Genomic DNA, 19,091 nt, shown 5'->3' with positions numbered 1-19,091 from the left:
GAGATTCACCGGGAAAAAGTACGAAAAAACGAAGTTGTTGATACAGAGTATAAAGGAGCGTCAATCATGTCCAAAATTATTGCAATTAACGCAGGAAGCTCGTCTTTGAAATTTCAGCTTTTCGAAATGCCTTCAGAAACCGTTTTAACGAAGGGTTTAGTTGAACGAATTGGTATCGCCGACAGCGTATTCACGATTTCTGTAAACGGCGAAAAAAATACAGAAGTAACTGATATTCCAGATCATGCGGTAGCTGTTAAAATGCTGCTGAATAAGTTAACGGAATTCGGCATTATTAAAGATTTGAATGAAATTGACGGAATTGGCCACCGCGTCGTGCACGGCGGAGAAAAATTCAGCGATTCTGTTTTATTGACTGATGAAACCATTAAGGAAATTGAAGATATTTCTGAATTGGCACCGCTTCACAACCCGGCAAATATCGTTGGAATTAAAGCGTTCAAAGAAGTGCTTCCAAATGTTCCTGCGGTTGCTGTTTTTGATACAGCATTCCACCAAACAATGCCTGAACAGTCTTACCTGTACAGCCTGCCGTATGAATACTATGAAAAATTCGGCATCCGTAAATACGGCTTCCACGGCACTTCACATAAATATGTGACTGAGCGCGCGGCAGAGCTTCTCGGCCGTCCGTTAAAAGACTTACGCCTGATTTCCTGCCACCTTGGAAACGGCGCAAGTATTGCTGCTGTTGAAGGCGGAAAATCAATTGATACATCTATGGGCTTTACGCCGCTTGCAGGTGTTGCAATGGGTACACGCTCTGGAAACATCGACCCTGCCCTGATCCCATACATCATGGAGAAAACAGGCCAGACAGCTGACGAAGTACTGAATACATTAAACAAAAAAAGCGGACTGCTCGGCATCTCCGGTTTCTCAAGCGATCTTCGTGACATCGTTGAAGCAACGAAAGAAGGAAATGAGCGCGCGGAAACTGCTCTTGAAGTCTTCGCAAGCAGAATCCACAAATACATCGGTTCTTACGCTGCAAGAATGAGCGGTGTTGATGCGATCATCTTTACTGCCGGTATCGGTGAAAACAGTGTGGAAGTCAGAGAACGCGTGCTTCGCGGCTTAGAATTCATGGGCGTATACTGGGATCCTGCGCTTAATAACGTGCGCGGCGAGGAAGCTTTCATCAGCTATCCGCATTCTCCAGTAAAAGTCATGATCATTCCGACTGATGAAGAAGTTATGATTGCGCGCGACGTTGTCCGTTTAGCAAAATAAATCGCATGAAAGCACATTCTCTTGAATGTGCTTTTTTGTTGATGCATGATAGTGACAGACAGAAAAATTAAAAGAGGTGGGCCAATGAGCGTTCAAGAGCATAAACAGGAAGCTCCCGATATCGTTCGGTGCAAAGTGATTACAGTCAGTGACACGAGGACAGAAGAAACGGATAAAAGCGGCAAGCTGATGATGTCGTTTTTAGAAGAAGCCGGTCACCACATTGCTGCATATGAAATTGTAAAAGACGATAAGGATGCTTTGCAGCGGGCTGTGCTTGCAGGCTGCATGGATGAACAGACAGACGCGGTTCTCTTAAACGGAGGGACAGGCATAGCAAATCGGGACGTCACAATTGAAGCTATTACGCCGCTGTTTTCGAAAGAGCTGCCCGGCTTTGGAGAAATATTCAGGATGCTGAGTTATACAGAGGATATCGGCTCTGCCGCAATCATGTCGAGAGCCACTGCTGGCGTCATCCAGCATACAGCTGTTTTCTCAACGCCAGGCTCAAGCGGCGCGGTAAAGCTGGCAATGAATAAGCTGATTATTCCCGAAATTGCACATGTAATTAGAGAAATCAGAAAAGACAAGTAAATGAATAAATACTACGAAACTTCACCTGGAAATTTAGGTGAAGTTTTTTTTATAAAAGGCTTGAAAAAACGAAACGTACTTGTTAAAGTGTATACATACAAAATGTATTTTTATTAAATATAATTTATTTTTATACAAAAAGAAACACGGTTGAGAGGGGATTTTATCATGTCAGAACAGAAAAAAGTCGTATTAGCATACTCAGGAGGTCTTGATACTTCCGTTGCAATAAAATGGCTTCAGGAGCAAGGATATAATGTAATCGCATGCTGCCTGGACGTCGGTGAAGGCAAAGATTTGGCATTTGTTCAGCAGAAAGCGCTGGAAGTCGGCGCGACAAACTCCTACGTGATCGATGCGAAAGAAGAATTCGCACAGGACTACGCGCTTATCTCTCTGCAGGCCCACACGATGTATGAAGGAAAATATCCGCTCGTTTCGGCATTATCTCGACCGCTGATTGCAAAAAAACTGGTTGAAATCGCGGAAAAAGAAGATGCACAGGCGATTGCACACGGATGCACAGGGAAAGGAAATGACCAGGTTCGTTTCGAGGTCTCCATTAAATCATTAAACCCTGACCTTGAAGTCATCGCGCCGGTTCGCGAATGGCAGTGGTCACGTGAAGAAGAAATTGAATATGCGGCAAGCCGCGGCATTCCGATTCCGATCAATCTTGACAGCCCGTATTCTATCGATCAAAACCTGTGGGGACGCGCAAATGAGTGCGGCATTTTAGAAGATCCATGGGCGGCGCCGCCAGAAGGCGCATACGATTTAACAGCTCCGCTGGAAAAAACGCCGGACACGCCGGAAGTGATTGAAATTGCATTTGAACAAGGTGTGCCTGTCTCCATTGACGGCGTATCCTACTCGCTTTCTGAACTGATTTTGAAGCTGAATGAAATGGCAGGCGCACACGGTGTCGGACGTATCGACCATGTGGAAAACCGCCTTGTCGGCATTAAATCCCGGGAAGTATACGAATGCCCTGGTGCGATGACACTAATCAAAGCGCATAAAGAATTAGAAGATTTGACACTGGTTAAAGAGGTAGCCCACTTTAAACCGATCATCGAGCAAAAAATGTCAGAAATCATTTACAACGGCTTATGGTTCTCACCGTTAAAAGACGCGCTGCACGCTTTCTTAAAAGAAACGCAAAAACATGTTACAGGCATTGTCCGCGTGAAGCTGTTTAAAGGCCATGCGATTGTAGAGGGACGTAAATCAGAATACTCTCTATATGATGAAAAACTTGCAACGTATACAAAAGACGATGCGTTTGATCACCATGCGGCAATCGGGTTTATCGAGCTTTGGGGACTTCCGACAAAAGTGAACAGCATCGTGAAAAAGAAGGAGCAGATTAAAGCATGAAGAAGCTTTGGGGAGGCCGATTTCAAAAAACACCGGAAAAATGGGTCGACGAGTTCGGCGCGTCCATATCATTTGACCAAAATTTAGTCACTGAAGACATTACAGGGTCTCTCGCACATGCTGCTATGCTGAAAAAATGCGGTATCCTGACAGCGGAAGAAGAGCTGAAAATCCGTGAGGGACTGAAAACCCTTCTGAAAAAAGCAGAGGAGGGAGCATTGGAATTCTCAGTCGATTATGAGGATATACATTTGAACATTGAGAAAATGCTCATTGATGAAATCGGCCCTCTCGGCGGCAAGCTGCATACCGGAAGAAGCCGGAATGACCAGGTCGCGACTGACATGCATTTATATTTGAAAAATCATGTCGGCCACATCGTTGAACTGATTGAGGCATTCCAAAGCGCGCTGGTCGAAAAGGCAGAAGCGAATATCGAAACGATTCTGCCGGGCTACACACATCTGCAGCGTGCCCAGCCGATTTCATTCGCTCACCATCTGCTTGCGTATTTCTGGATGCTGGAGCGCGACAAGGAGCGTTTTCAGGATTCAATGAGGCGGATTAACAAATCTCCGCTCGGCTGCGGAGCACTCGCGGGAACAACCTTCCCAATCGACCGTGATTATTCAGCAGAACTGCTCGGTTTTGATTCCATATATGAAAACAGCCTGGACGGCGTCAGCGACAGAGATTTCATTTTGGAGTTTTTAAGCAACAGCAGTATGCTGATGATGCACCTATCCCGTTTCTCTGAAGAAATCATTCTATGGTGCTCTCAGGAGTTTAAATTCATCGAGCTTGACGATACGTACGCAACGGGAAGCAGCATGATGCCGCAAAAGAAAAACCCTGATATGGCAGAACTGATCCGCGGCAAAACGGGACGCGTATACGGCGATATGATGGGACTGTTTACGATTATGAAAGGTCTTCCGCTCGCTTACAACAAAGACCTGCAGGAAGACAAAGAGGGCATGTTTGACACGGTGAAAACGGTTGAGGGCAGCCTGCAAATCTTCACAGGCATGATCCAAACAATGACTGTAAACAAAGACGTCATGAAGCAAGCGACAAAACAAGACTTTTCAAATGCGACGGAATTGGCCGATTATTTAGCGAAAAAAGGAATGCCGTTCAGAGAAGCGCATGAAGTGGTCGGAAAACTTGTGTACACATGCATTGAAAAAGGGATCTATTTAAGCGATATGCCGTTTGGTGATTTTCAGCAGGCGAGTACGCTCTTCGAAGAAGATATTTACACTGTGTTAGACCCTTACCACGCAGTTGAAAAAAGAATGAGCGCCGGAGGCACCGGATTCAAACAGGTGGAGCAGGCGCTTGAAAAAGCGAAAGCTTGCGTGGCAGCAGGAGTTTGCTAAAATTTCCTTCATAAAATCCCGTCATTATAGCCAACCTACCTCTATAATGATGGGAGGCAGAAGGATGAAAAAAGAACCGGAACGCTATATTTATGATGAACAAGAAAGCCAGGAGACAACAAGGCTCATTTCAGAAGCATATCAAAGCGGTTATGTCGATATGCCTGATCAGGAGTCTTCATCTTCTGCAGAATAAGCTGTCTGTACAGGCAGCTTTTTTTGTATGTCAAAGTGTAAAAAGTGATATTGATGGGCTTTTATAGTAAAGTAGAAGAAGAAACACTTTATGAAAGCGGCGACGTTGCTTTGGGAGGTATTCATGTGCGACATGCTTTAATTACTGCCGGTTCGAAGGGTTTAGGCCGCAAAGTGACTGAGACGTTGCTTGCAAAGGGGTATTCAGTAACAGTCAATTACAGGCAGGATGAGGAGGCTGTGAGCCGCCTGAAGGAAGCCTGTCCTGATTGTCTTGACCGGCTGCAATTTGTAAAAGGAGATGTCACCAAAAAAGAAGATCTGCTGCGTATTGCAGAGACTGCTTTAATCCGCTTCGGAAGGATCGACTTTTTGATTAACAACGCGGGACCATACATATTTGAACGTAAAAAATTAGCCGATTATACTGATGATGAATGGTACGGTATGCTGGAAGGAAATTTAAGCGCCGTCTTTCATTTATTCAAAGCGGTTATTCCTATTATGAGAAAACAGCAATTCGGACGCATCATCACGTACGGATTTCAAGGAGCGGCGCACGCACCCGGCTGGCTTCACCGATCGGCATTTGGCGCTGCGAAAGTGGGTTTGGCTTCTTTGACGAAGACCATTGCCATTGAAGAAGCCGAATTCGGCATAACCGCCAACATGGTTTGCCCGGGGGACATTGTCGGGGACATGAAGGAAGCGTCAATAGAGGAAGCCAGAAAGCGGATCGGCAAAGAAAAAACGCCGATAGGGAGATCCGGTACAGGCGAGGATATCGCCCGGATTATCGCCTTCTTGTGTGAAGAGAATTCAGACCTTGTGACAGGGACTGTCATTGAAGCCACCGGAGGCCTCAATGTCATTAATAAGAATCAAACAACATAAGTTTTTCAGCTTTTTGAAAAGGGAAATTAAAAAATTAAAATAACGTGACGAGGTGAAAGAAATGAAAGTGACATATCACGGACATTCTGTAATCACAGTGGAAACCAAGGACCATCATATTATATTTGATCCGTTTTTGACAGGGAATTCGTTAACAGATGTAAAGCCGGAGGATGTAAAAGCAGACGTCATCTTATTGACGCACGGCCACAATGATCATGTCGGCGACACTGAGCAAATCGCCAAGCAAAACAACGCGCTGGTTGTAGCTCCGAACGAGCTCGCCGTGTACTTAGGCTGGAAAGGCTTGAATGTTCATCCAATGCACATCGGCGGCTCCCGCCAGTTCGATTTTGGAAAAGTGAAGCTCACACAGGCCTTTCACGGATCAGCCATTACAGATGAAGAAAACAAAACGATCACATACACAGGCATGCCAGCCGGTATTTTGCTGACAGTAGAAGATAAAACGATTTTCCACGCGGGCGATACGGCTCTTTTCTCTGATATGAAGCTGATTGGCGAATTGAATCATATTGACCTTGCCTTCCTGCCGATTGGCGATAACTTTACGATGGGGCCTGAAGATGCCAAGCTTGCCGCTGAATGGCTGCGGGCAAAACAGGTCGTGCCGGTTCATTACAATACATTCCCGGTTATCGAACAAGACCCTGAGGCATTCGCTGACAGCCTGCCGGGCGGAGTCGGTAAAGTCATGGCGGTCGGTGAGACGATCGAGCTTTAAACGGTGATAACATCTCCTGATTGTTCAGGAGATGTTTTTTATTTTTTGAGAAACAGGTGGCAGCTTGTTATCCTGTAATGGCTTTATCAGAGTTTCCTTCCAATTCTTTGCTGCGCTGATGAAAACGTTTGGTCAGCCGGGCAATCAAGTCCTTCGTGGCGCAGTCAAAATGATTTTCTTTTCGATTTGTTAACAGCCCTATAGGAGGTGCAATATCCATATTCAGAATGGGGATGACTTTAGTGCCGTTAAGCGTTTTAGAATGTGCAGTGCTGGTGAAGATTGAAATCCCAATGTTTTCCCGCACGTAATATTTATGCGCCATGCTGCTTGTGAGCTCCATTTTTCTGTAACGATTGCCGAGTTCTCTATGTAAGTGTTGTTCAATTTGTATACGAATAGGGCAATTGGCAGGCGTAAATATAAAGCACTCTCCTTCTAAATCAGATAAATGAACAGCCTTCTTCTCAGCGAGCGGATGGCGATCAGATACAAGCACATTTAATGTGTCATAAAAAAATGGGTGATAGTAGTTTTCGAGAATCAATTCCGGCTCGCCGCAGACTGCAAAATCAATCGTCCCGTCTAAGAGCTTTTGACTGCAGGTATTGGCGTCATCAACGTTGATATTAACCGTTATCTTTGGGTAATCCTTTAAGAAATCCTTTAAAATGTCAGGGAATATCAGACTGGCAGTCGGCTCTGAAACTCCTATGTTGATGATGCCTGCCTCTTCTTCCTTTAAGTCGGAGAGGTTGTGTTTAAGCGCCTCGTATTGAGTCAAAAGATCTCCTGTTCGTTCATAAAAAAGTTTCCCCGCTTTTGTCAGCTGCAGGTTTTTTCCTCTTTCAAACAACTGTACGCCTAAATCCTGCTCTAATTGCTTCATACGCATCGATATCGTCGGCTGCGAGTAGTTTAGTATTTCCGCAGCTTTATAGAAGCTTCCGAATTTTACAATCGTATGAAACGTTTTAATTGAGCGAAACTCCAATGTGCTCCCTCCTGTTTTTCATCATCAAAATTACTGAAGTGAAGGTTTACTTTTTTTGATTAGTCAAAGATAAAAGTATGATTTATAGTATAAACAATAAAAGCTTAGTAAACAAATAGGAATTGTATATTTTATGAGGGGGAGTGCCGGAAATGAGTAAGGATATTTTTCGATTGGCAACTGTTGAAGATGCACCGGAGTTGTTGAAATTGGTTAACAGCGCTTTTCATCCAATTCGGCAGCTTGATATTGATTGGCCTTCCACGAGAGCTGACATCCATATGGTGTCAGAGAATATCGAAAATCATTCAGCGGTCGTGCTGGAGCGGGATGGGAAGCTAATTTCAACAATTACCATCAGGTTTCCATGGGAGAGTGAGACCCCTCCTTCAAAATATCCGTTTGTTTGGTGGTTTGCGACGCTTCCGGAATATAAAGGGCAGGGCGCCGGAAGCGAGCTGCTGACGTACGTAGAAGAAAAAGTGCTTCGAGATATGCTGAAGGCGCCTGCGCTGACGCTAGGCACTTCGGCGCGCAAGCATCCTTGGCTTGCCGACATGTACAGAAGGAGAGGGTATGAAGTGTACTTTGAGCAGGAAAAAGACGGGGACATAGGTGTGATGATGCATAAAGTTTTGATTCCGGAACGATTTAACCCGGCGCTTTTAGGTGCGCCAAGCTGGGCATAATGTGAGGCAGCCTATGAATAAGCGAATGGGATTGGTTTTGCTGCTGTCGGTGGTTGCGTTACTTGGCGGGTGCGGCTCGGAAACAAATAATAAAACAGATCGTCAGGTTCAAACAGTCATAGTCGGTACTGGAACAGATTTTCCGAATATTGCGTTTTTAAATGAAAAAGGCGATTTGACCGGGTATGACATTGAAGTGATGAAAGCCATCGATAAGGAATTACCGCAATATACATTTGAATTTAAAACGATGGATTTCTCAAATCTGCTGACGAGCCTCGGAAATAAAAAAATTGATGTGATCGCGCACAACATGGCCAAAAATAAAGAACGAGAAAAGCGTTTTTTATATCATAAAGTGCCGTATAACTACTCGCCGATGTACATCACGGTGAGAGAGGATAATAACAAGATTCATACATTAAAAGACTTACACGGAAAAACAGTCATTGTCGGTGCCACGTCAAATGCGGCCGATTATATAACGAAGTACAACAAAACGCACGGCAGCCCGATTCATTTGAAATACGCAGGACAGGGAAGCAATGACACCGCCAATCAAATTGAAACCGGGCGCGCCGACGCAACGATATCAACACCGTTTGCCGTTGATTTTCAGAATAAAACGCACGCCTTCCGCCAAAAGACAGTCGGTGACGTGTTATTAGATACCGAGGTGTACTTTATGTTCAATAAAGGCAGCCAAACCTTGGCGGATGCCACGGATCAAGCGATTAAAAAGCTGGAGAAAAACGGAACGTTAAAAAAACTAAGCCGGAAATGGCTCGGTGCAGATTATTCAAAATCAAGTTTTGAAAAATAAATGGGGCGATGAGATGAGAACAAAAGCAGCATTTATAACAATATTATTTTCACTTATTACGGTTCTGTCGGCTTGCGGCACAGACAATCAAACGACGGGAGCTGAGCAAAAGAAGATAAAGACAATCACGGTCGGAACCGGAACTCAATTTCCGAATATTTGCTTTATCGATGAAAAAGGCGATTTAACCGGTTATGATGTCGAACTGATCAAAGAGCTTGATAAACGCCTGCCAAATTATAAATTCACGTTTAAAACGATGGAATTTTCCAACCTGCTTGTCAGCCTCGGACAGCATAAAGTCGATATCGTGGCACACCAAATGGAGAAAAGCAAAGAGCGTGAGAAAAAATTTCTGTTTAACAAGGTAGCCTACAATCATTTTCCTTTAAAAATTACCGTGCTGCAAGATAACAATACGATTCAAGGGATTGAAGATTTAAAAGGAAAACGGGTGATTACGAGCGCAACCTCCAACGGAGCGCTTGTACTGAAGGAATGGAATGAGGAAAATGGACGCCCATTTAAGATTGCCTATGAGGGGCAAGGCGCGAATGAGACCGCGAATCAGCTGAAATCAGGGCGTGCGGACGCGACCATTTCAACGCCTTTTGCAGTAGATTTTCAAAACAAAACGAGCGCTATTAAAGAAAAAACCGTCGGTGATGTGCTTTCGAATGCCAAAGTGTATTTTATGTTTAACAAAAATGAACAAACGTTAAGTGACGATATTGATAAAGCCTTACAGGAAATCATTGATGACGGAACGCTGAAAAAACTCAGTTTGAAATGGCTTGGAGACGATTATTCCAAGGAGCAGTATTAAGTAAAAAGAGAGGGAGCAGTGATGGAAAAAGCCTTTGATATCAACATGATTGCAGATTTTGTGCCGACGTTAACCGGTTATTTGCCGGTTACATTATACATTTTAACACTGTCATTGCTTTTCGGATTTGTATTGGGGCTTTTTCTGGCGCTACCCCGCATTTACAACACTCCTATTGTAAATCAATTGGCAAAAGTGTATATCTCATTTTTCAGGGGAACGCCCATTATGGTGCAGCTTTTCATCGTGTTTTATGGAATCCCGGCGCTGACGGGGCTAATCGGGATTGATACATCAAAAATGGACCCGTTTTATGCTGCTGTCGCAACTTATGCGTTAAGCAATGCAGCGGCAGCCGCTGAAATCATTCGAGCGGGCGTGGGGAGTGTAGATAAAGGCCAAACGGAAGCGGCGTACAGCATTGGCCTGAGCGGAAGGCAGGCCTTCAGGCGCATCGTTCTGCCCCAGGCACTTGTGCAGGCTTTTCCGAATATGGGAAACATGGTGATCAGTTCTTTAAAAGATACGTCTCTTGCTTTTTCAATAGGTGTCATGGATATGTCCGGAAGAGGCCAAACCCTGATCACCTCAAGCAATCATTCTCTTGAAGTTTACATTGCGCTATCGATTGTTTATTATGCCGTTGCGGTTTTATTCGAATGGTTCTTTAGATTGGCCGAAAACCGAATCAAGAAGAATCAAACAAGGCTTGTTACCGTTTTTGACATGAACATACATTGACATATTTCTTGGGATGAGGAGGGAGAAGATTGCAATTTGACTTTCCATTTATCGCTTCCGCCATGAAAGAAATGATAAAGACCATTCCGCTGACATTGATAATGGCTGTTTTGCCGATCGTGTTTGGATTTCTCGTGGCTCTTGGAAATATAATTATTAGAATTTTCAGGATTAAAGGTTTGATGGCTTGCTCAAGGTTTTATGTGTCATTTTTTCGAAGTACACCTGCAATCCTTCACATTATGCTGATTTATTTAGGGATACCGCCGATTGTAGATCAAGTCAGCAGTTTTTTTCATCTTGGCTGGTCCGCCAATCAGATACCGGTCGCCGTGTTTGTCATCATGGCTTTGTCTTTAACTGCCGGAGCTTATCTGACAGAAATCATCCGGTCGGGCATTCTGGCGATGGATACCGGACAGGTCGAAGCAGCTTATTCAATCGGTCTGACACATAGCCAAACCTTTCGCCGTGTGATATTGCCGCAGGCGCTGATGGTTTCAATCCCGAACTTCACAAATTTGGGCATCGGCTTTTTGCATACAACCTCTATCGCGGCTATAGTGGCTGTTCCTGAGATAACAGGGACGGCGACTATCGTTGCTTCTGATAATTATGCATTTTTAGAAGCTTTTATCGGAGCGGCGATTATCTATTGGGCGCTGACTCTAATCTTGGAAACCGCAAATGGAGTATTAGAGAGAAAGGCAGCCAGATTTCAAGGAGGCGCTTTATGATTGAGGTTAAAAATATCCATAAACAGTTTGGCATTCACCATGTATTAAAAGGGATAAATCTCACTGTACGCAAGGGAGAAGTTGTAACCATTATAGGTCCTAGCGGTTCAGGGAAAACCACCTTTTTACGCTGCCTGAATTTATTAGAACGGCCGGACGAAGGGGTCATTTCTTTACACGACAAAGTGATTAATTGCAGCTATCCGTCCAAAAAAGACATTCACTGGCTGAGAAAACAGACGGCAATGGTATTTCAGCAATATCATCTGTTTGCTCACAAAACGGTGATTGAAAATGTCATGGAGGGCTTGACGATCGCACGGAAAATGAGAAAACAAGACGCGTATGCCATAGCTGAAAATGAACTGAGAAAGGTCGGGCTTCAAGACAAATTGAACGCTTATCCGAGTCAATTATCGGGTGGACAAAAACAGAGGGTCGGGATAGCGAGGGCACTTGCCATTCATCCGGATGTGCTGCTGTTCGATGAGCCGACGGCTGCGCTTGACCCGGAGCTGGTCGGTGAAGTCCTTGAAGTGATGCTGGATATCGTGAAAACCGGAGCCACCATGATTGTTGTTACACATGAAATGGAGTTTGCAAGAAGGGTCTCTGATCAAGTTGTTTTTATGGATGATGGAGTCATTGTTGAACAAGGAACTCCGGAAGAAGTCTTCCGCCATACCAAAAAAGAAAGAACGAGACAGTTTCTCCGCCGCGTTTCGCCGGAATATTTATTTGAACCAAAAGAACACATAAAGGAGCCGGTAATATGATCCGCTTAAGTATTTTAGATCAAAGCTTGATTGGTGAAGGGGAGACAGCAGCCGATACATTACAGCATACAGTGAACTTGGCACAGATGGCTGAAGAGTGTGGGTATCATCGTTTTTGGGTGGCTGAACATCACAACAATGATGAAATCGCAGGCTCTGCGCCTGAGGTTCTTTTAGGCTATCTTGCCGCAAGCACAAAGAAAATTCGGTTAGCATCAGGCGGGATGATGCTGCAGCATTACAGCCCTTACAAAGTGGCGGAGCAGTTCCATCTTCTGTCGGCGTTAGCTCCCGGCCGTATAGATCTCGGAGTGGGCAAAGCGCCCGGCGGGTTTCAGCTGTCCACAGACGCGCTGCAGGATGAATATGAAAAACCGGCGCGCCAGTTTGATGAAAAGCTGGAGGAGCTTACTCATTTCATTCGGGATGATTTTCCTGATAGCCACCGCTATGCGGCATTGCGTCCTGCTCCGCGGGTTGAACAGCAGCCTGGAATTTATCTGCTGGGAGGAAGCGCAGAGAGTGCCATTTCAGCTGCAAAAATGGGAATCTCTTTCGTCTTTGCTTACTTTATTAACGGTGAAGAGGAAGCGCTGAAAGAAGCACGCCGAGCCTTTGACGCACATCTGCCGCCAGGCTCTGAGGCCGAATTTCATCTTGCTCCCGCTGTTTTTGCGGCACATACAAAAGAAGAAGCTGAAAAACATATTGTGTCGCGTGAATCGATAAAAGTGGTTTTACAAGACGGGCGGAGGGTCAACGTCGGCACCCGTGAACATGCTGAAGCCTATCTAGAAAACGTCAGCCAGCCGTATGAGATCCTCGTGCAAAAAACCGGGGTGATTGCCGGAACGAAGGAAGAAGCGGCAGAAGAATTAAACCGTTTATCAGACACATACGACATCAATGATTTTGTTATTTTTACACCGATCAAAAATGCTGGCGAAAAACAGCTGTCTTATCAGCTGCTGAGCGATGCGGTTTTAACTGCAAAACGTTAAGGGGGACGGAAGCATGAGTGATGTTGTGAACATTGTGGTTTGGAGTAAAAAAGGCTGTTCATATTGCGGGGAAGTCAAGAATTATTTGAATGAAAAAGGATTATCATTCCAAAATATCGATGTTTCGGAGAAAGAAGAGCTGCGGGATATTTTACAGGCGAAATATGGGATACGCCATGTGCCTGTGGTCGAAATCGGTAACGGCAATCATTATCAAGGGGTAACTGAAATCGGCATTGAACACCTTGAGCTTGCACTTGCCAATTATGCACAGATAAAGGAGGCAAGAAGATGACACGATCTGATTTTATTCAGTTTGGAGCCATGATTCACGGTGTCGGGGGAACAACCGACGGCTGGCGTCATCCCGATATCGATCCCTCGGCGAGTACGAATATTGAATTCTACAGGCAAAAGGCGCAAACAGCCGAAAAAGGCTTGTTCAGTTTTATTTTCATTGCAGATGGCTTATTTATTTCTGAAAAATCAATTCCCCATTTTTTAAACCGATTTGAGCCCATCACCATATTATCGGCGCTTGCATCGGTCACGAAAAATATTGGTTTAGTAGGAACGTTCTCTACATCTTTTACTGAGCCATTCACCATCTCCAGACAATTGATGTCGCTGGACCATATCAGCGGGGGCAGGGCCGGATGGAATCTGGTTACTTCTCCGCAGGAAGGAGCGGCACGCAACCATAGTAAGACCAGCCTGCCAGAACACACCGAGCGTTACGAGATTGCACAGGAGCATTTGGATGTTGTGCGCGGGCTGTGGAATTCCTGGGAGCATGATGCATTTACACACAATAAAAAAACAGGGCGATTTTTTGATCCGGCGAAGCTTCATCGCCTGAATCACAAAGGAAAGTATTTTCAAGTAGAGGGGCCCTTGAATATCGGGCGTTCTAAACAGGGGGAGCCTGTAGTGTTTCAAGCGGGTTCATCAGAAACAGGCCGTCAGTTTGCCGCCAAAAATGCAGATGCGATTTTTACCCATTCCAATTCATTAGAAGAGACAAAAGCGTTTTATGCGGATGTGAAAAGGCGCGCTGCTGCAGAAGGGCGTGATCCTTCCAGTGTGCGGATTTTTCCGGGAATCAGTCCGATTGTGGCAGATACGGAAGAAGAGGCAGAAAAGAAGTATCGTGAATTTGCAGAGTTGATTCCGATTGAAAATGCTGTTACCTATTTGGCCCGTTTTTTTGATGATTATGATCTGAGTGTTTACCCGCTGGATGAACCGTTCCCCGATATTGGCGATGTCGGAAAGAATGCGTTTCAAAGCACAACGGACCGGATTAAGAGAGAAGCAAAAGCCAGAAATCTGACATTGCGGGAGGTAGCACAGGAAATGGCTTTTCCGCGGCCTCTATTCATCGGCACACCAAAGCATGTCGCATCCTTAATTGAGGCCTGGTTCAACGCTGAGGCGGCTGATGGGTTTATCATCGGGTCGGATATACCGGGAACACTTGATGCTTTTGTAGAAAAGGTAATTCCGATTCTTCAAGAAAGAGGGCTTTATCGTCAAGATTATCGCGGCGGGACATTGCGGGAAAATCTCGGTCTCGGCACTCCCCTGCATCAGTCCGTGTTACATTCATCAAATTAGGTGCCGTTTGATCAGAAGCGGAAGCTGAGAGAGGAGGATGACTTTTTTGACAATCATTGCGGGTACGGTTGTGAAAGGAAAACAATTAGGCAGAAAGCTGGGATTCCCCACGGCAAATGTAGATGCGAAACTGAATGGGCTGCATGATGGGGTTTATGGGGTTCTGGCGGCAGTCAATCATCAATTTCATTTAGGGGTTATGAATATCGGCGTGAAACCGACGGTCGGCTCTCACCTTAAAAAGACATTGGAGATTTTTTTGTTTGACTTTCATAAAGACATCTACGGAGAAATGGTTGAATGCAGTATTCTCTTTAAAATTAGAGAAGAAAGAAGGTTTGATTCTTTGGAGTCTTTAAAAAAGCAAATCAAAAAAGATATTTCATGCGCGGCAAAACGCTTTGAACTGATTGGGATTACAACACAAAACAAAAAAGAAAACCTGCTTTTCCATCAGGAATTGAATCTTCCGGATCTCTGCTTTTACAAGAAATGTAACAATCTATATGGCATCAACCGAGGCGTTTACAATGTCATAGACAATTGGTTTTTTGAGTACGGAATTACACAAGTTGCTTACAGGCGTATCTATATTTTATCTTTTTTAAGCTATTTGAAAGAAGGCGATCAAAAAGTTTCCAGTAAGTATATAAAATTTGGGGCGGGCGGTCTTGCTGACAAGTTGAGCCGCTTTGTTGCTGCTTATATTGAAGAAACTGAAGAAAATATATTGGGATAGGGAAAGGAGCGGGAAACATGTCCTTGGATTATTGGAGAAATATAGAAGGCACATATCCATTTCGGGCAGAAAATGAAAATGACATGCTCAAGTTGAAAGAGGGGCATAATCCCGTGAATCTCTCAACGCTGGAAAAACAGCTCATCGGCATTCGCCGGCACCTGTACCAATATCCTGAACTGTCGAAAGAAGAGTTTAAAACAACTGATTTTATAAAAACATGCCTTGCAGAAAAGGGGATACAAATTCGTCCAACTTCACTGAAAACAGGTGTATTCGCAGACATAGCAGGGGAATCAGAAGGCCCGTCAATTGCTTTGAGGGCTGATATTGACGCCTTGCCAATCGAAGAAAAAACAGGATTGCCTTATGCGTCTAAACATAAAGGAATCATGCATGCGTGCGGTCATGATTTTCATACGGCAGCGCTTCTTGGTGCGGCCTTTTTATTAAAGGAAAATCGAGACAGCCTAAAAGGAAAGATTCGTTTATTATTTCAGCCGGCAGAGGAATCAGGCGCCGGCGCTGCAAAAGTGATAGAGGACGGCCAGTTGGATGGTATTGATGCAGTGATTGGCCTTCACAATAAACCGGATATACCAGTGGGGACGATAGGGCTAAAAACAGGGCCGCTTATGGCTGCTGTTGACCGATTTAAAGTAGAGATACAAGGAAAAGGCGCTCATGCAGCATTGCCGCATAAAGGTTTTGATCCCATTGTCGGCGCCTCTCAGCTTATCGTCTCCCTGCAAACGATTGTAAGCAGAAATATAAACCCGCTAAAAAACGCGATTGTCACCGTGGGGAAAATCAACGGCGGCAGTACATGGAATGTCATCCCGGATACTGTTGCAATCGAGGGCACTGTTCGTACATTTGATCCGGAGGTTCGTAATCAAGTGAAGCAGCGTTTTTTGGCTGTCGCAGAGCAGATTTCTTCTGCTTTCTCGTTAAAGGCAAATGTGAAGTGGCAATCCGGACCGCCGCCGCTTTGTAATGATGAGGCAATAACTGAGCTGGTGCGAGACGCTGCACATAAAGCAAGACTTCAGGTCATTGATCCCGACCCGTCAACTGCCGGAGAAGATTTTGCTTACTATCTGGAGCATATTCCCGGATCATTTGCGTTTTTTGGAACAGGCGGCGATCATGATTGGCATCACCCGGCATTTACAATTGATGAAACTGCCATTATAAAAGCCTCTTATTTTTTATATGAAAGTGCTAAGAGATTATTAGATTCATCCATGCAGGAATGAAGAGTCAAAAATATCTGATTGAGATAGATGGGGTGTTCTGATGAAGAAATTAATCGTTTTTGCATTTATAGGCTTGTTATCGCAATTAATAGACGGTTCGTTAGGTATGGCTTATGGGGTTACCTCAACTTCCTTGCTATTGGCTTTCAGCATCACACCTGCTGTGGCTTCGGCTTCTGTCCATTTAGCGGAAGTCGTAACGACTGCCGCATCGGGAGTGTCGCATATTAAATTTGGCAATGTTGACAAACAAACCGTTTATCAGCTTGTCATTCCTGGTTCAATAGGCGCTTTTTTAGGCGCGGCATTTCTCAGCCGTTTACCTGGAGATGTGGCGAAACCCTATATTTCTTTGTTTTTGCTCCTGCTGGGCGGATATGTATTGATCAGATTTTTATTTCAATACAAGCCTGCTCTTGAGAAAAAACATGTGCCGTTAAGCCGAAAACAATCCATCCCATTAGGAGTGATCGCCGGTTTTGCAGATGCCACAGGCGGGGGCGGCTGGGGCCCCGTCACCACTCCGATTCTATTATCCCGTAAAGGCTTAAGCCCGAGGAAAGTCGTAGGGACTGTAGATACAAGTGAATTTGCCATCGCAGTATCTGCAACTGCCGGTTTTCTTATTTCATTAGGATGGGAGGATGTCAATTGGTTATGGGTCGGCTCGTTAATGGCGGGCGGAATCATCGCTGCTCCTATCGCAGCATGGCTGGTGCAAAAATTTCATCCGCAATTGATGGGTGTGCTTGTAGGAGGATTTATTATTCTAGTAAACGCCAGAACATTGATAAATGAATGGATCGAAAACACAGCTGTTTATCCATTGATCTATACGGTGATAGGAGCAATATGGCTGTTTGCTGTTTTATTCGTTTTATCTAAAATAGGGAATCGAAATAGGGTTAAGACAGCGGTTGATGTCCATTTAAAAGAAAAATAAAGATTTTCCGCCTTATAATGTAAAAGGAATCACGAGGTCCTTGCGCTTGACTGGAACGAAACCAACGCTGTAAGAAGCCGGGCAGGCTTCTTTTTTTATTTTCCAGCCTCATTGCGTACAAATCCTCCGAGCCCTTATAATAAAAGCAGAAGACTGTCCTTAGAGGTGAAAGGCTTGGCAACGAAGCATGAACAAATATTAACGTATATTGATTCACTGCCTGTCGGTGAAAAAATTTCTGTGCGAAGAATTGCAAAGGAAATGAAAGTAAGTGAAGGGACCGCGTACAGAGCGATCAAGGAAGCAGAGAATAAAGGGTTTGTCAGCACAATTGAACGTGTGGGCACAATCAGGATTGAGCAAAAGAAAAAAGAGAATATTGAAAAGCTTACCTATGCAGAGGTTGTAAATGTCATAGACGGACAAGTGCTCGGAGGCCGGGCCGGACTCCATAAGACATTGAATAAATTCGTCATCGGCGCGATGGAGCTGGACGCAATGATGCGTTACACCGCAGCGGGGAATCTTTTGATTGTCGGAAACAGAATCAACGCACACAGACAGGCGCTTGAGGCGGGCGCGGCTGTATTGGTGACCGGGGGCTTCAACACGGATGACAGCATTGTGCAGCTGGCAGATGAGCTTGAGCTGCCGATTTTATCCACGAGCTATGACACGTTTACAGTCGCCGCAATGATTAACCGGGCGATTTATGACCAGCTGATCAAAAAAGAAATTGTCCTGGTGGAGGACATCCTAACGCCTGCTGACCGTACGGTATATCTTTCGCCTAAGGATAAACTTGAAAAGTGGTATGAGAAAAATTTTGAAACGGGACACGGCCGGTTCCCTGTTGTCGACGATCAGATGAAAATCCACGGCATCCTGACATCAAAAGATATTGCCGGCCATGACCGAAACGCACCCATCGAAAAGGTCATGACCAAAAATCCCGTTACGGTTATTGGGAAAACATCTGTCGCCTCAGCGGCGCAAACGATGGTATGGGAAGGGATCGAAGTGCTTCCCGTCACTGACGGCCACCAAAAACTGATCGGCATGATCAGCCGCCAAGACGTGTTAAAAGCCCTTCAAATGATTCAAAAGCAGCCCCAGGTCGGGGAGAAGCTTGATGATATCGTTTCAAGGGGATTTAAAGATGAGGATAATGATAAAGAGGATCAAACGGTTTACGAGTATGAAGTCACGCCGCAGATGACAAATCAGCTCGGAACCATTTCTTATGGTGTGTTTACAACCATTTTGACGCAAGCGGCAAACCGGTTTTTGCGCTCGAAAAAACGCGGCGAACTTGTAATAGAAAGCATCACCATTTTCTTTTTGAAGCCTGTGCAGATGGAATCGGTTATCGAAGTCAAACCGCGCATTTTGGAGGCCGGCAGAAAGTTCGGAAAAATGGAAGTTGAAGTGCACAGCCAAGGCCATATCGTGTCGAAAGCGATGCTGATGGTTCAGCTGATGGAAAGAAGCTAAGGGAC

General features: G+C 44.8%; 20 protein-coding genes and 1 pseudogene. 20 read left to right on the top strand and 1 reads right to left on the bottom strand.

Going from position 1 to position 19,091, the window contains the following annotated elements; all coding sequences use genetic code 11:
- The first annotated feature begins 66 nt into the window (after positions 1-66).
- The 7 genes from LWH95_RS07105 to LWH95_RS07080 all read left to right on the top strand — a co-directional run bounded on the left by LWH95_RS07105 (position 67) and on the right by LWH95_RS07080 (position 6,447).
- Positions 67-1,254, top strand: a complete 1,188-nt coding sequence (locus LWH95_RS07105; RefSeq protein WP_003223511.1) for an acetate kinase — start codon at positions 67-69, stop codon at positions 1,252-1,254.
- A gap of 84 nt (positions 1,255-1,338) precedes the next feature.
- The gene (locus LWH95_RS07100) at positions 1,339-1,851 is read left to right on the top strand and encodes a MogA/MoaB family molybdenum cofactor biosynthesis protein (RefSeq protein WP_232919221.1); all 513 of its coding nucleotides are present in this window, start codon (positions 1,339-1,341) and stop codon (positions 1,849-1,851) included.
- 168 nt (positions 1,852-2,019) lie between these two features.
- Complete coding sequence (locus LWH95_RS07095; RefSeq protein ID WP_003229357.1) at positions 2,020-3,231, top strand: argininosuccinate synthase; 1,212 nt, start codon at positions 2,020-2,022, stop codon at positions 3,229-3,231.
- Positions 3,228-4,613: an argininosuccinate lyase gene (argH, locus tag LWH95_RS07090; RefSeq protein ID WP_232919220.1), complete on the top strand. Its 1,386-nt coding sequence runs from the start codon at positions 3,228-3,230 to the stop codon at positions 4,611-4,613. The genes LWH95_RS07095 and argH overlap by 4 nt, the downstream gene beginning before the upstream one ends.
- Before the next feature lie 64 nt (positions 4,614-4,677).
- Complete coding sequence (locus tag LWH95_RS21600) at positions 4,678-4,809, top strand: hypothetical protein (RefSeq protein ID WP_003237840.1); 132 nt, start codon at positions 4,678-4,680, stop codon at positions 4,807-4,809.
- 125 nt (positions 4,810-4,934) lie between these two features.
- Positions 4,935-5,702 (top strand): SDR family oxidoreductase, encoded by a 768-nt coding sequence (locus tag LWH95_RS07085; protein ID WP_148982156.1) that lies wholly within the window; start codon positions 4,935-4,937, stop codon positions 5,700-5,702.
- A 61-nt stretch (positions 5,703-5,763) separates the two neighbouring features.
- Positions 5,764-6,447: a metal-dependent hydrolase gene (locus tag LWH95_RS07080; RefSeq protein WP_003237834.1), complete on the top strand. Its 684-nt coding sequence runs from the start codon at positions 5,764-5,766 to the stop codon at positions 6,445-6,447.
- 67 nt (positions 6,448-6,514) lie between these two features.
- Here LWH95_RS07080 and LWH95_RS07075 read toward each other — a convergent pair whose 3' ends face one another.
- Positions 6,515-7,441 carry a LysR family transcriptional regulator gene (locus LWH95_RS07075; RefSeq protein WP_003237833.1) on the bottom strand — a complete coding sequence of 309 codons (927 nt, stop codon included), beginning with the start codon at positions 7,439-7,441 and terminating at the stop codon, positions 6,515-6,517.
- Positions 7,442-7,593: 152 nt separating this feature from the next.
- On the opposite strand from LWH95_RS07075, the gene snaA reads away from it, so the two are divergent.
- From snaA to LWH95_RS07010, 13 genes and pseudogenes are all read left to right on the top strand, one after another.
- The gene (gene snaA / locus LWH95_RS07070; protein WP_148982155.1) at positions 7,594-8,130 is read left to right on the top strand and encodes an N-acetyltransferase SnaA; all 537 of its coding nucleotides are present in this window, start codon (positions 7,594-7,596) and stop codon (positions 8,128-8,130) included.
- Between the two features lie 13 nt (positions 8,131-8,143).
- Positions 8,144-8,953 carry a sulfur-containing amino acid ABC transporter substrate-binding protein TcyJ gene (tcyJ, locus tag LWH95_RS07065; protein ID WP_148982154.1) on the top strand — a complete coding sequence of 270 codons (810 nt, stop codon included), beginning with the start codon at positions 8,144-8,146 and terminating at the stop codon, positions 8,951-8,953.
- A 13-nt stretch (positions 8,954-8,966) separates the two neighbouring features.
- On the top strand, positions 8,967-9,779 hold the full coding sequence (locus LWH95_RS07060; RefSeq protein WP_232919219.1) for an amino acid ABC transporter substrate-binding protein: 813 nt from the start codon (positions 8,967-8,969) through the stop codon (positions 9,777-9,779).
- A 21-nt stretch (positions 9,780-9,800) separates the two neighbouring features.
- Positions 9,801-10,520 (top strand): sulfur-containing amino acid ABC transporter permease TcyL, encoded by a 720-nt coding sequence (tcyL, locus tag LWH95_RS07055; protein WP_060399272.1) that lies wholly within the window; start codon positions 9,801-9,803, stop codon positions 10,518-10,520.
- A 29-nt stretch (positions 10,521-10,549) separates the two neighbouring features.
- Positions 10,550-11,257 (top strand): amino acid ABC transporter permease, encoded by a 708-nt coding sequence (locus LWH95_RS07050; RefSeq protein ID WP_225514037.1) that lies wholly within the window; start codon positions 10,550-10,552, stop codon positions 11,255-11,257.
- Positions 11,254-12,033: a sulfur-containing amino-acid ABC transporter ATP-binding protein TcyN gene (tcyN, locus tag LWH95_RS07045; RefSeq protein WP_232919218.1), complete on the top strand. Its 780-nt coding sequence runs from the start codon at positions 11,254-11,256 to the stop codon at positions 12,031-12,033. Before LWH95_RS07050 ends, tcyN begins: the two co-directional genes overlap by 4 nt.
- Positions 12,030-13,034 carry an LLM class flavin-dependent oxidoreductase gene (locus LWH95_RS07040; protein WP_232919217.1) on the top strand — a complete coding sequence of 335 codons (1,005 nt, stop codon included), beginning with the start codon at positions 12,030-12,032 and terminating at the stop codon, positions 13,032-13,034. The genes tcyN and LWH95_RS07040 overlap by 4 nt, the downstream gene beginning before the upstream one ends.
- Positions 13,035-13,047: 13 nt before the next feature.
- Positions 13,048-13,329 carry a glutaredoxin family protein gene (locus tag LWH95_RS07035; protein WP_003237820.1) on the top strand — a complete coding sequence of 94 codons (282 nt, stop codon included), beginning with the start codon at positions 13,048-13,050 and terminating at the stop codon, positions 13,327-13,329.
- Positions 13,326-14,651, top strand: a complete 1,326-nt coding sequence (locus tag LWH95_RS07030; RefSeq protein ID WP_232919216.1) for an LLM class flavin-dependent oxidoreductase — start codon at positions 13,326-13,328, stop codon at positions 14,649-14,651. The genes LWH95_RS07035 and LWH95_RS07030 overlap by 4 nt, the downstream gene beginning before the upstream one ends.
- Positions 14,652-14,697: 46 nt before the next feature.
- Positions 14,698-15,390, top strand: a complete 693-nt coding sequence (locus LWH95_RS07025) for a riboflavin kinase (RefSeq protein WP_003237816.1) — start codon at positions 14,698-14,700, stop codon at positions 15,388-15,390.
- Positions 15,391-15,407: 17 nt separating this feature from the next.
- Positions 15,408-16,671, top strand: a pseudogene (locus LWH95_RS07020) (M20 peptidase aminoacylase family protein).
- 18 nt (positions 16,672-16,689) lie between these two features.
- Positions 16,690-17,592: a sulfite exporter TauE/SafE family protein gene (locus LWH95_RS07015; RefSeq protein WP_232919215.1), complete on the top strand. Its 903-nt coding sequence runs from the start codon at positions 16,690-16,692 to the stop codon at positions 17,590-17,592.
- A gap of 174 nt (positions 17,593-17,766) precedes the next feature.
- On the top strand, positions 17,767-19,086 hold the full coding sequence (locus tag LWH95_RS07010; RefSeq protein WP_003237809.1) for a CBS domain-containing protein: 1,320 nt from the start codon (positions 17,767-17,769) through the stop codon (positions 19,084-19,086).
- Positions 19,087-19,091 lie beyond the last annotated feature (5 nt).

Source organism: Bacillus sp. G16 (assembly GCF_021282335.1).
In the GTDB taxonomy this organism is placed as follows: Bacteria; Bacillota; Bacilli; order Bacillales; family Bacillaceae; genus Bacillus; species Bacillus inaquosorum.
This window is presented reverse-complemented; position numbering and strand designations above follow the sequence as displayed.

Coding starts and splice junctions, on each gene's coding strand:
- tcyN (WP_232919218.1), top strand. CDS start 11,254: ATGATTGAGGTTAAAAATATCCATAAACAGTTTGGCATTCACCATGTA.
- tcyL (WP_060399272.1), top strand. CDS start 9,801: ATGGAAAAAGCCTTTGATATCAACATGATTGCAGATTTTGTGCCGACG.
- LWH95_RS07060 (WP_232919219.1), top strand. CDS start 8,967: ATGAGAACAAAAGCAGCATTTATAACAATATTATTTTCACTTATTACG.
- LWH95_RS07095 (WP_003229357.1), top strand. CDS start 2,020: ATGTCAGAACAGAAAAAAGTCGTATTAGCATACTCAGGAGGTCTTGAT.
- LWH95_RS07040 (WP_232919217.1), top strand. CDS start 12,030: ATGATCCGCTTAAGTATTTTAGATCAAAGCTTGATTGGTGAAGGGGAG.
- argH (WP_232919220.1), top strand. CDS start 3,228: ATGAAGAAGCTTTGGGGAGGCCGATTTCAAAAAACACCGGAAAAATGG.
- LWH95_RS07015 (WP_232919215.1), top strand. CDS start 16,690: ATGAAGAAATTAATCGTTTTTGCATTTATAGGCTTGTTATCGCAATTA.
- LWH95_RS07100 (WP_232919221.1), top strand. CDS start 1,339: ATGAGCGTTCAAGAGCATAAACAGGAAGCTCCCGATATCGTTCGGTGC.
- LWH95_RS21600 (WP_003237840.1), top strand. CDS start 4,678: ATGAAAAAAGAACCGGAACGCTATATTTATGATGAACAAGAAAGCCAG.
- LWH95_RS07105 (WP_003223511.1), top strand. CDS start 67: ATGTCCAAAATTATTGCAATTAACGCAGGAAGCTCGTCTTTGAAATTT.
- LWH95_RS07080 (WP_003237834.1), top strand. CDS start 5,764: ATGAAAGTGACATATCACGGACATTCTGTAATCACAGTGGAAACCAAG.
- LWH95_RS07035 (WP_003237820.1), top strand. CDS start 13,048: ATGAGTGATGTTGTGAACATTGTGGTTTGGAGTAAAAAAGGCTGTTCA.
- LWH95_RS07030 (WP_232919216.1), top strand. CDS start 13,326: ATGACACGATCTGATTTTATTCAGTTTGGAGCCATGATTCACGGTGTC.
- snaA (WP_148982155.1), top strand. CDS start 7,594: ATGAGTAAGGATATTTTTCGATTGGCAACTGTTGAAGATGCACCGGAG.
- tcyJ (WP_148982154.1), top strand. CDS start 8,144: ATGAATAAGCGAATGGGATTGGTTTTGCTGCTGTCGGTGGTTGCGTTA.